Raw genomic sequence first — 10,371 nt, forward strand, 5'->3', positions numbered from 1 at the left:
CTACAGCGCACTGATAAAGCGATCGCAGCAATCCCTAAGCCAATAGGTATAGACTTCGGGGCGATCGCGAATGTCCGCTTGTAATTTTGATAAATCAATCCATTGCCAATCCTCTGCTTCTTCAGGATTGAGAATAGGCGGGCGATCGCTATAGCCGAGAAACACATGATCAAATTCATGTTCGATCAAGCCTTGATCTAATTCCGCCCGATAAATAAAGCTAAACAGTTCCTTTAACTCGCAGGTCATGCCCATTTCTTCCAACAAGCGGCGTTGTGTGGCGATCGCCAGCGACTCATCGGGACGCGGATGGCTACAGCAAGTATTTGTCCAGAGTCCGCCCGAATGATATTTATGCTTAGCACGCTTTTGTAATAGCAGTTGCCCCTGCGAGTTGAGAATAAATATGGAAAAAGCGCGGTGCAGTTGCCCTAACTGGTGCGCCGCCAACTTCTCAGCGACCCCAATCTGGCGATCGTTAACATCGACCAAAATAACCTGTTCTGCGGATAGATTGCTCATTATTAAATCTTTGAATATATTCTATTGGTGTTTTACGTAGTACAAAATAACTTTTGAGCATCAGTGCTTTGAGTTGCTAACTTAAAAAATATTTTTGATTTTTAAGTTAGCAACTCAAAGCACTGTATTGTGGAATCATTTCCAACTAAAGTATCAGCACATATATTGCCTCGCCAGCTTTTTTCAAAAAATTAGTCGCAGACTGACAATCACTTTTAGTAATTGAATACTTTTGATTTGTCAAAGGATTAATATCAGCTTCATGAACAATTCTATTTCTTTGGTCAACAATCAGTTTTAGCTCAGTTTTTACAGTTTCAGTATCCATTGCCATATTACTCGCAATTTTTTGCCATTTTTGCGGCTCGTTCCATATATAACTTAGTCCCTTTGCCACGTTATCAGGAGTTTGATAAGATACTGTTTTAAGTTTCCTGATAATTGCTTGTTCAAACACAAACTCTTTTGGGGGGAATGTTGCAGATATCAACTCACTATACGTGGATATTGTTATGGCTTCTGCAAGGTATTGGGGTGTTGTCGGACGGTTTCCCATAAATATCTCAACCATTCCTATGCGAATAAGATCATGCATAAATTTATCAAAAGCGCTGACAGAGTAAACGATTTGCGCTCGTAATAAATCGTCAAAGGACAGAGGAGTAGATATAGAACCCTCCAAATACTCATACACTGGAGTAAGAGATTCTGCTTCCTCAATATTTTTCCTAAACAAATTTAACGCATTATGCATAGTGTAATAAATTAATCAATTCTTCGCCAAGGTGATTAAATCTTTCTGAAAACCCATTTCTTGTTTCACTCATTGTTGTAAGAATCTTCCCAGTCTCATTTATTTCCGCATCCGTTAACTCAAAAATAGGTACTCCAGCAACACGAGATTTTGGTAATAATCCTTGAAAATCAGGAATCTCATCTAGGCAATAACCATTACTTACTAAGTTTGGTGGATATTGTTCATTATTTAGTGCCATTCCAGCCTCAGATATTGCAACAAAAAATTCTTCACTCACCTTTTTTTTTATCTCACTAATGTTGTCTCTATATGGTCTAGCAGCAACTCCATTGCGAATGTTGAAACGTTGAATTAAAGTACCTAAAAACTTTGGTACACCTTCTAAAAGAGGATATGCAGAATCAGAAAAGTTTTGGATAGAATTTCTTTTCCAATCCACCCATCTTGGTAGTCTATCCTTTAAAGTATCAATTGCCATCACAGAAAATGGATCGGGGTTTGTTGGCACTACAAATCCGTGTGAAGACAGAAATAAATTTTGATTGATAGCGCTTAGCCCTGGATTTAAGTCAATTAATGTGTACTCAATATTGTATTTTTCTTCAGTAAGTTTCATTAATTGAGCAAATGCTCCAGGCAAATTTTGCAATGTTGGCATAGCATTGATAGATGCAAATGACAATGCTGTATCATATTCTGATAAGTTAGCGTGACCTGCCAGCAAGTACAGAGAAGTAGCTCTGGATGGAGAAAAACAATTCACTGCTTGAATGGGAGACGGTTTTCCATCAAATGCAACTGAAACACCATCTTTTATGTTGTGTTGTCTAGTTTCTGGGTCGATATAATACTTTTCAAAGTCATCACCCAGAATCAAGTTTGATAAATTACATTGAGGGTCAGCATCTACAACTAACACCCTGTGAGTTTTTGATAACATCCATCCAATGTTATATACAGAGGTTGTTTTACTTACCCCGCCCTTGTGATTAAAAAGTACTATTCGCTTTGACATATCTGCCTATTTGAGTAAAGTTTTAAGATGGATTAAGACACTACAAACCACTGTAACCGATTACAATATTAGGGTATGTTACGGATTGTTAAGAGAAATCCTGTATGGCTCCCTCATCTCCCGAAGTTATTGCTATCCCTGCGTCCTGTGCCATCAAAGGCGGCAAACCACCAGCATGGAACCGTATCGAATCGATGTGGCAGGGTAGTGAAGAAGATATTCGTCAAGGTTTGCCCTTTAGTTTACTTTCCCCTATCTGGCAAATATTTCTATTGGGTGATGGCGCTCCCACGCGGCATTTGCAGCTACTCACTAAATCGCCCATTACCGTTGATGTGGTGGCGATGACCGCCATTGGTGACGATGATGACAATGCGCCGCCCGATATTGCCGCGATCGCCTCTCCCCGCATTCGCCGTCAAATTTGGCTGCGATCAGCAGAAACGGGCGAAATCTTTTCCCATGCGACATCATGGTGGTCGGAAGCGGTGATGCAGAAATATTTAAAAGATCCCTCCTTGCCGATTTGGGTCAGCCTCAATCAAAAATATACGGAGCTTTATCGCGATCTCAAGGGCATTTATCATGGCAGTTGTCCTCAGGTGGCGGAGGCTTTTGGCTACCCTGAAATCAATACCTACTGGGGGAGACATTATTTGCTATGGCATGGAGGCACACCAATTACGATGATTTATGAAATTTATTCCCCCGCCATTGGCAAATATCTGGGTGCTAGTCATCTGTGAGCTAGAGCGCTGTAGCCTCATATTTCTGATGACAGATTTACATTTGTTTACATTAAAAGTATATTTCTATTAATAAATGTAAAGCTATTATCGAGAAGTTATAGATCATGGTTACAACTCCAGCAAAATCCGAATCAGTTAATAGTGATGCCCCTAAGCAAGTTGGATTAAATGTAAATCCGACTGGTGCAGGTGTATTTGGTTTTAGCAACTTCGCCGAGACTTGGAATGGTCGCATGGCTATGATTGGCATTGTTGCGGGTTTTGCTAACGAAGTGGTTACAGGCAAAGGTATTCTTGCTCAAGTCGGCATTACTGGTGGGATTAGTGTTTTGTTTGCTTTGTTTTTTACAGGATTTACCGTGGCGACTTTGCTAGGTTACTACGCGATTAAAGCCACTAAGAATGCTGATTAATAAAGGCTTTTAAGGGCTTGACATTCAAATTTAAGGCAGTAAAGATTTTGGAGGCGGTGCTTTCAAAATCTTTATTATTTTGTCTATAATTATGGGTATAATCGAAAATGATTATCATTTTTGGCTGGCGTTAACCCAAGATTATGCTCGAAGTGCGGGATCTGTCGGTACGATATCGTGAAACCATAGCTCTATCGAATATTTCCTTTGAGATCAACAGAGGTACTGTGGTCGGGCTGATTGGACCAAATGGGGCGGGGAAAAGCACTTTGCTCAAGTCGATGCTGGGGCTGATTCCCAATCAAGAGGGACAGGTTTTTTATAATCAACAATTTCTGAAGCAGCAATGCCAAAAGGTTGCCTATTTACCGCAGCGATCGCAGATTGATTGGGACTATCCTGTAACGGTGTGGAACGTGGTGATGATGGCAAGGATAAACCATCAACCTTGGTGGCGCATGGGTGGAGCAAGTCGCCGATCGCAGGAAATTGTCCAAGAGGCATTGGCGCGGGTTGAACTTGATAATTTGCGCGATCGCCCGATTAAGCAACTGTCAGGGGGGCAGCAACAGCGCGTGTTTTTAGCCAGAGCGATCGCCCAACAAGCGGATCTGCTGCTCTTGGACGAACCGTTTACTGCCATCGACAAAAAAACGGAATCCCTGATGTGGCAGATCTATGAAGAACTCAAACAGGCAGGCAAGACGCTCCTGATCAGTTGCCATGAGTGGGGTGAAACCCTCGATCGCTACGATCATCTTTTACTATTAAACCATTGCCTAATTGCCAGTGGCACACCCCGACAGGTGCTAACCCCTGAGCATATTCAGTTGGCTTACGGCAGTCCTGATGTGATTAATCTAGCTGGGCGATCGCCCCAAGCTGCCACCGATGCAGAGGAATTTATGTTTTGCTAAAGCTTTGCTATTACTTAGCTGAGCCTGTATAAGCTCGCCAACCACCATAGCTAGTAATTTCCCTCTGCCCTTCACACAGAAAAGGCTCTCCCAAAACCCCTAAGACCTCCTGACCATCGGCTAAAACAATTTTGCCAATACTTAGACCCGCAGGCTCCGATTGCAAAATTGTCCCAAGGGCATCGGCGGTGATTGACCAGATCTCTAGGGCGATCGCCTGTCCATCGGCACTAACCCGCAACATGGCAGGGTGGCGATCGTTAATTGACCACAGGCGATAAAGTGGCGCAGTGCGATCTTCCCTGACAAATACCGCACCGACTTTTTGCAAATTTACATTTAGCTCCAAACCCCGCATCAGGGTTCCATTCACCGCAAAATCAATCATAATCGCATTTACCCATAATACTTACAGTGATATTTATAGTGCTTTGTTCTTACAATAATACGGACAAAGTTGGGCAAAAATAGATCTCACTCAGATTCAGTGGCATCGGGGTAAATTGCCTTGATATCGGCGCAAACCTGCTTGCGCTGCTGCCAAGAGACAAAAGCAACCGAGTTGCACCATGTGGACAATGCACAACTGGACAGTGTTTTTGGGAAATACAGTTTGAATCGCATTAGGAAAAACCGTCAACCCATCGACACAGGCAATCAAGACCGCGTTGGTGACATTGGCGATCAAGGTTGGTGACACTTCGACACCATACATCTCCTCTAGTTGAGATTGGATATCCCGCACACTCATGCCACGTGCATACAGGGAAATATTTTCTCATCTAGCCTGATAGGCGATTCTGCCACTTCTTTACCAGCAGTGGTTCAAACTCCCCAGCAGCGATCGCGGGGGGACGGCAATTTCGGCAACAAGAAAAGTTTATTAGAAATTTCATTGGTGTATCGGTAAAGTAGGCTTGACCGAATTGATTTCCTGTTTTTGCCGATGATATTTAAATATCCATTCAGGGGGATAAAATAGCAATTTTAGGCGATCGCTCCACTTATCTAATTCCTGACAATCTTGGTAAATCAATATCCATTCATGGAAAGCAATTCTGATCGGATTGAAGGAATAGACGGGGCGGGTAAGACCGTATCGAGGCTGATTGGCACGTTTCTCCTCGGTGAATGTCCCAAATAAGCGATCGTAAATAATTAAAACTCCACCATAGTTGCGATCAATGTATTCAGGATTGGAAGCATGGTGAACTCGGTGATGGGAAGGAGTATTAAAAATCCATTCTAGCCAGCCTAACTTAGGAATTAACTCTGTATGTATCCAAAATTGATAGAACAAATTTATTGATAAAGTAATACTCACTGCGAAAGGATGAAAGCCAAGCAAATACATAGGGGTAAATACTAGATAATTCCCAGATATTAGATTTGTCCACCCCAAACGATATGCTACCGACAAATTGAAATGTGCGCCTGAGTGATGAACGGCATGACTTGCCCAAACCCAACGCATACGATGGGCGAGTCGATGACTCCAATAGTAAAAGAACTCCTCAACAAGAAATAATAGAATCAACCCCCAGATATTATTCAATGGTATTGTCCACCAGTGATATTGCCATACAAATAGAGCGATCGCCGCCACAACGGCTCGAGACAAGAAGCCATTTGCGAAACTGCCGATCGCTACACCAAGGGAGGCGAAGCTATCGGGAAGAGAAAAACTCCCCTTATTAGTTGATAATATAAAGATTGCCTCTAGGAAAATCGCTCCTAAAAACACATAAGAATATTGAGCAAAAATACTAGCCACCATAATCAATTAACTCTAATCGTTCACAATTATTCGGGAAATTTACGGCTTAACCAAGCAAAAATCTGATTTGCACTCTGCTTGCCTAAATCACTAAGTCCATTGAAATTAACAGGATTTAAGGTGCGATCGAAACCATGGATACCGTCAGTAATCGTTACCGCCTCTACATTCTTATTAGCTAATTTCAATGCCTCCACAAATTTAGTCATCAGCCCATAGGGTACAATGCGGTCGTTCGTACCGTGGAAAAGTAAAATTGGTGCATTAGCTTGTTGGGCATTGAGGATTGCATTAGCTTTGCGAATGCGCTCTTGTACTTGGGGATCTTTGCTATCTAAATCTCCGCCGAAATAAATATCAGCATGACGAGTCAAGCCCGTATAATAGCCATAGAAACCAATCATGCCATTCGGTAGATCGGATATATTTGCCCATAATTCGTTTCCGTAGAAATAGGAATCGCCCCCAGAAACTAATACCTGTGCGGCGAGAGTAGCACCTGCCGAACTACCATGCAAAACTATACGATTTGGGTCAATACCCAATTGTTTTGCCTCCTTTCGTAAATACTGCACTGCGGCTTTAACATTTTGCACGGGTTGCGGAAAAACTGGTTTAGCTTCATTCTTGTTAAACAAGCGATAGTCGATATTTAGAGTTGCATAGCCAGCACGATGATATTCATCAGCCCAACTGGAAAGCCATTCTTTACTACCCGTTACGCCACCACCACCATGTACGATCAGAATGATGGTACGCTTTTGATTTTTAGGAATGCACAAATCACCAACAAATGCCTGTTTAGCTGTGGGTGGCGTATAGATAACAGTCTTGCAAAGTGGAGCGGCGATCGCCTTACTCTGGCTGATGAAGACAACACTGCCAATTAATAGACCACAAAGAATTTTAAACAACATAATTTTCTGAACCTGATAAAGTTCGAGCATTAAGTTATACTGAACAAAAAAATGTCGTAGACATTTAGTTATTTAAAAACTAATACTGGGCTTGGTTTTCAAGCAACGGAAGTGTAGTGACACTTCCGTTGCTTGGTATTAAATTCTATTGAGGCTATAGGTAGTACAGAAAACATTCATTCCCTAGGCACTTATCAAAGCCACTTAGCATAATTGTTGGGGCAATCAAGAATATTGTCTCCATCCATACGCAAGGGAATGGAGGTCTTTAAATGATTTAGTTAAACTTCACATCTCGTAAGGGTGTAGTGGTCGCACTTGCGCCAGTGCTGAGGATTTCATCCGCAAAATTACTAATGCGATTACCTACCATCGTAAACACTGTTCCTGTGCCAATCGCTCCATCGGCAATAGGGATTACCAAAGCGATCGCTCCATAGGAGTTACTAGATACCGATCCACCACGGGAGTTGACTGTGCTAATGGGCTTGGCGGTGAGAATGTTAATGCGATAATTATTCCCTTGACGGAACGACACAGCCAAATTGATAGGATAGCTCTTGCCTGGAATTGTGACTGTGCCGTGATTATACTGAGAAAGGGTAGGAATTACATTATTTTCACCTGCTCCAGATATATCGCGGTTTTCACCTAGCTGCGGACAAGGGGAAAACCTAAGACAGAAAATATGGATTGGGTGGTTTTCAAGTTGTCCTTGACAACTTGAAAACCGCGATAGTATTTAATTCAGACTGAGAACTATAGCTATCAATTTGAATGGAAACCTTTAACCCTTGAGTAGCTTGGACAATGCGGCGATCATTACGAGCCGTAGTGGAGCTTGCTCCCGATCTGGAGATAGTGGTAGCACCCATTGTGCCAGTGTAAGTTGCTAATGGCGCTCTTTCTGTAGAAGTTTGAGCGATTAGACTTGACGTGGGAACTTCCGCAAATAGAGAAGTTATAGGAACTGCCCAAAATATAGCAGTGAGAGAGATCGCCAACTTAGACATGATTTTTTCTCCAGAAGAATAAAGTTATCACAAAGCATTTGTAAAAAGGATTAAGGTGTAAAAACCCTTCATGGGGGCGCAGCCCCCACACCCCATTTAACTCAATTTGCTTATGACTAACGCAAACCGACCAAGAACTCAAGTTCTTGGTCGGTTTGCGTTAGTCAGCTAAAGCAGACTAAAAGAATTCCTCTAATCAGCCCGTTGAAACGGGTTTAAGCTTTCAGCCCGCAATTTATGGCTACTGCGTAAGTCCTATAAATGATGGCGCAAAGCGCTGTAAGATTGCTGTAGAGGTTACTCAGGTTATTTTACTGTTCTAGTAGTTGTGCCAGTTTTACCATTTACACCTGTGCGAGTGGTGGTTTGAGTCCCACTGCCATTAACAGAGCGATTAGTAGTTGTAGTATTGCCGTTTACGCCTGTGCGAGTGGTGGTTTGATTTCCACTGCCATCAACAGACCGATTAGTAGTTGTAGTATTGCCATTTACACCTGTGCGAGTGGTGGTTTGATTTCCACTGCCATCAACAGAGCGATTAGTAGTTGCAGTATTGCCATTTACGCCTGTGCGAGTGGTGGTTTGAGTCCCACTGCCATTAACAGAGCGCTTGGTGGTTTGTTGAGCAATTACCTGAGAGTTGCCACCCATGAAGACAGGCAAAGAGATGGAAACAAACAAGATTGAGTGGATAATTGTAAATTTAGACATGATGTTTTCTCCTGTAGTGAATAAATAGAAATTGAGATTAGAAATTGAGATTAGAAATTGAGATTAGAAATTGAGATTATTAACCGTTGTTCCGATTACGGATATTTTGCTCCCACTGCTGATACTGAGCGGGTGTAAGAATCCCTTTCATTTCTGATTGCATATTTTGCAAGATACCCTGCATAGACCTCTTTTGCCTAAAGGATAGATTGGCAGACTGGATGGCAGTTCTTAAATCTTTCCCTTCATTTAGAGCAGTCTTGATTTGTTGTTGCTGTTCAGCACTGAGTTTTGCATTTACCTCGGCGATCGTGCGTTCACTCAATGCCGCAATCTGTTGCCCTTGCTCCACAGTAAGATCAAGTCCTTTGAGAGCAGGTAATTGACTGGTGATGTAAGGCTTAGAAGCATTTCCCTGAGCAATAGACGGTGGCACATTACTGATCAGTATTAACCCCGTTAAGGCAATCATTGCAAGTCGCAACATAATTTTAGTATGTGGTGTTAGAACATCTTTAGCAGAATTAGCGTAACAATCGAGGATAATAATAACTAGGGTATTCAGTCCCCAACTATTGGGACAAAAGTCCCTTGACAATTCCCGATTTTGGTCAACTAATCTAATTATTTATAGCTATAGTCACTTCTACTAGGACAAATCAAAACCCAAGAAGCGAGTGGCGGCACTTCGCGCCGCCACTCATGTTCTGGTTTTGTGTCCTAACAAGCATGACTATGGCTATAGCTAAACTTTCATTAATGTTGAATGGTCATGATGCCATCTAAAACCCCCAGAATTATCATTATCTTAGAATGGGCTTTGATTAGTTTCGTTGTAATTTCTCAGTTGCTAATGATAAATCGCCTTAAGGAAAGTATTGGGCTGATATTCATAGGTTTAGCCATCTTTAGTGGATTAGGAATGTGGCGATCGCCTAAAAAGCTCCCTAAAAAGATATTTAATTACGTTAACACCATTGTCCAATGTTTCATTATTACTGCTTTAACCATTTGGGTGAAAATCTATAGCTATCAACTATTGTTTTTAGTGGTTGTAATTCGGAGTTGTCTAATTCTCAGGGGCTTTGAACAATTTGTAGTAAGTGGATGTGTATTTGTGGGTGCCTGTGCCATTCATTCCTATCGCCTTGCCCATCAACAACTACCATTACAATTGGCAGATAATCAACCTGAATTTATTTGGCTAAACCTTAACCTGTTGTTTGGCTTACTCATTTTCTCATTGCAATTATTAGTAGATAAAATCCTAGTAGAAGAGCAGAATAAACTAGAACTAGCGATTATAAATCAAAAATTAAGAAACTATGCTTTGAGGATTGAGGATTTGGCTACTATTAAGGAAAGAAATCGTATTGCCAGAGAAATTCACGATTCTTTGGGGCATTCCCTTACTGTATTTAATCTGTATTTAGAAGCTGCACTAAGATTGATGCCTACCGATCAGCAGGAGGCAGAATGCTGACGGGGCGACAAAAGATATGGGAAGTATGAGTAGATGGGGATTTGAGGATTTAAGATAAAAAAGATAGGTCAAGTCATAGTAAGTATGACCTATCTAG

General features: G+C 41.7%; 14 protein-coding genes and 1 pseudogene. 4 read left to right on the forward strand and 11 right to left on the reverse strand.

All coding sequences use genetic code 11. From position 1 onward, the window contains the following. The 3 genes from idi to H6F44_RS14500 form a co-directional block, all read right to left on the reverse strand. Positions 1 to 522 carry an isopentenyl-diphosphate Delta-isomerase gene (gene idi / locus H6F44_RS14490; protein WP_190351739.1) on the reverse strand — a complete coding sequence of 174 codons (522 nt, stop codon included), beginning with the start codon at positions 520 to 522 and terminating at the stop codon, positions 1 to 3. 145 nt (positions 523 to 667) lie between these two features. Continuing rightward, positions 668 to 1,276, reverse strand: a complete 609-nt coding sequence (locus tag H6F44_RS14495; protein WP_190351740.1) for a HEPN domain-containing protein — start codon at positions 1,274 to 1,276, stop codon at positions 668 to 670. Beyond that, positions 1,269 to 2,294, reverse strand: a complete 1,026-nt coding sequence (locus H6F44_RS14500) for a ParA family protein (RefSeq protein WP_190351741.1) — start codon at positions 2,292 to 2,294, stop codon at positions 1,269 to 1,271. Before H6F44_RS14500 ends, H6F44_RS14495 begins: the two co-directional genes overlap by 8 nt. A gap of 104 nt (positions 2,295 to 2,398) precedes the next feature. Between H6F44_RS14500 and H6F44_RS14505 the strand changes: the two genes are divergently transcribed. The 3 genes from H6F44_RS14505 (at position 2,399) to H6F44_RS14515 (ending at position 4,373) form a co-directional block, all read left to right on the forward strand. After that, positions 2,399 to 3,040: a chorismate lyase gene (locus H6F44_RS14505; protein WP_190351742.1), complete on the forward strand. Its 642-nt coding sequence runs from the start codon at positions 2,399 to 2,401 to the stop codon at positions 3,038 to 3,040. Between the two features lie 107 nt (positions 3,041 to 3,147). Next, complete coding sequence (locus tag H6F44_RS23785) at positions 3,148 to 3,456, forward strand: chlorophyll A-B binding protein (RefSeq protein WP_190351743.1); 309 nt, start codon at positions 3,148 to 3,150, stop codon at positions 3,454 to 3,456. 143 nt (positions 3,457 to 3,599) lie between these two features. Further along, positions 3,600 to 4,373 (forward strand): metal ABC transporter ATP-binding protein, encoded by a 774-nt coding sequence (locus H6F44_RS14515; protein WP_190351744.1) that lies wholly within the window; start codon positions 3,600 to 3,602, stop codon positions 4,371 to 4,373. 10 nt (positions 4,374 to 4,383) lie between these two features. On the opposite strand, the gene H6F44_RS14520 is transcribed toward H6F44_RS14515, so the two are convergent. From H6F44_RS14520 to H6F44_RS14555, 8 genes and pseudogenes are all read right to left on the reverse strand, one after another. Next, positions 4,384 to 4,761, reverse strand: coding sequence for an allophanate hydrolase-related protein (locus H6F44_RS14520; RefSeq protein ID WP_190351745.1), 378 nt, complete (start codon positions 4,759 to 4,761; stop codon positions 4,384 to 4,386). Between the two features lie 89 nt (positions 4,762 to 4,850). Next, a pseudogene (locus H6F44_RS14525) lies at positions 4,851 to 5,209 on the reverse strand (transposase); the annotation flags it as partial. Between the two features lie 56 nt (positions 5,210 to 5,265). Beyond that, positions 5,266 to 6,150 carry a sterol desaturase family protein gene (locus H6F44_RS14530; protein WP_190351747.1) on the reverse strand — a complete coding sequence of 295 codons (885 nt, stop codon included), beginning with the start codon at positions 6,148 to 6,150 and terminating at the stop codon, positions 5,266 to 5,268. 26 nt (positions 6,151 to 6,176) lie between these two features. After that, positions 6,177 to 7,097: an alpha/beta hydrolase gene (locus tag H6F44_RS14535; protein ID WP_190351748.1), complete on the reverse strand. Its 921-nt coding sequence runs from the start codon at positions 7,095 to 7,097 to the stop codon at positions 6,177 to 6,179. A 247-nt stretch (positions 7,098 to 7,344) separates the two neighbouring features. After that, positions 7,345 to 7,611, reverse strand: a complete 267-nt coding sequence (locus H6F44_RS14540; RefSeq protein ID WP_190351749.1) for a hypothetical protein — start codon at positions 7,609 to 7,611, stop codon at positions 7,345 to 7,347. A 160-nt stretch (positions 7,612 to 7,771) separates the two neighbouring features. Beyond that, positions 7,772 to 8,080 (reverse strand): hypothetical protein, encoded by a 309-nt coding sequence (locus tag H6F44_RS14545; protein WP_190351750.1) that lies wholly within the window; start codon positions 8,078 to 8,080, stop codon positions 7,772 to 7,774. Between the two features lie 306 nt (positions 8,081 to 8,386). Further along, entirely contained in the window at positions 8,387 to 8,791 is a 405-nt protein-coding gene (locus H6F44_RS14550) for a hypothetical protein (RefSeq protein WP_190351751.1), read from the reverse strand. Positions 8,792 to 8,870: 79 nt separating this feature from the next. Beyond that, positions 8,871 to 9,278, reverse strand: coding sequence for a hypothetical protein (locus H6F44_RS14555; RefSeq protein WP_190351752.1), 408 nt, complete (start codon positions 9,276 to 9,278; stop codon positions 8,871 to 8,873). Positions 9,279 to 9,566: 288 nt separating this feature from the next. Between H6F44_RS14555 and H6F44_RS14560 the strand changes: the two genes are divergently transcribed. Then, a complete protein-coding gene (locus tag H6F44_RS14560) occupies positions 9,567 to 10,274 on the forward strand; it encodes a histidine kinase (RefSeq protein WP_199302137.1) in 708 nt (235 codons plus the stop codon). Positions 10,275 to 10,371 lie beyond the last annotated feature (97 nt).

The sequence above is a fragment of the Pseudanabaena cinerea FACHB-1277 genome, assembly GCF_014696345.1.
Taxonomy (GTDB): domain Bacteria; phylum Cyanobacteriota; class Cyanobacteriia; order Pseudanabaenales; family Pseudanabaenaceae; genus Pseudanabaena; species Pseudanabaena cinerea.

What these genes read in the sequence shown, in the direction of transcription:
- idi (WP_190351739.1), bottom strand. Translation starts at nt 522, where the DNA reads ATGAGCAATCTATCCGCAGAACAGGTTATTTTGGTCGATGTTAACGAT.
- H6F44_RS14495 (WP_190351740.1), bottom strand. Translation starts at nt 1,276, where the DNA reads ATGCATAATGCGTTAAATTTGTTTAGGAAAAATATTGAGGAAGCAGAA.
- H6F44_RS14500 (WP_190351741.1), bottom strand. Translation starts at nt 2,294, where the DNA reads ATGTCAAAGCGAATAGTACTTTTTAATCACAAGGGCGGGGTAAGTAAA.
- H6F44_RS14505 (WP_190351742.1), top strand. Translation starts at nt 2,399, where the DNA reads ATGGCTCCCTCATCTCCCGAAGTTATTGCTATCCCTGCGTCCTGTGCC.
- H6F44_RS23785 (WP_190351743.1), top strand. Translation starts at nt 3,148, where the DNA reads ATGGTTACAACTCCAGCAAAATCCGAATCAGTTAATAGTGATGCCCCT.
- H6F44_RS14515 (WP_190351744.1), top strand. Translation starts at nt 3,600, where the DNA reads ATGCTCGAAGTGCGGGATCTGTCGGTACGATATCGTGAAACCATAGCT.
- H6F44_RS14520 (WP_190351745.1), bottom strand. Translation starts at nt 4,761, where the DNA reads ATGATTGATTTTGCGGTGAATGGAACCCTGATGCGGGGTTTGGAGCTA.
- H6F44_RS14530 (WP_190351747.1), bottom strand. Translation starts at nt 6,150, where the DNA reads ATGGTGGCTAGTATTTTTGCTCAATATTCTTATGTGTTTTTAGGAGCG.
- H6F44_RS14535 (WP_190351748.1), bottom strand. Translation starts at nt 7,097, where the DNA reads ATGCTCGAACTTTATCAGGTTCAGAAAATTATGTTGTTTAAAATTCTT.
- H6F44_RS14545 (WP_190351750.1), bottom strand. Translation starts at nt 8,080, where the DNA reads ATGTCTAAGTTGGCGATCTCTCTCACTGCTATATTTTGGGCAGTTCCT.
- H6F44_RS14550 (WP_190351751.1), bottom strand. Translation starts at nt 8,791, where the DNA reads ATGTCTAAATTTACAATTATCCACTCAATCTTGTTTGTTTCCATCTCT.
- H6F44_RS14555 (WP_190351752.1), bottom strand. Translation starts at nt 9,278, where the DNA reads ATGTTGCGACTTGCAATGATTGCCTTAACGGGGTTAATACTGATCAGT.
- H6F44_RS14560 (WP_199302137.1), top strand. Translation starts at nt 9,567, where the DNA reads ATGCCATCTAAAACCCCCAGAATTATCATTATCTTAGAATGGGCTTTG.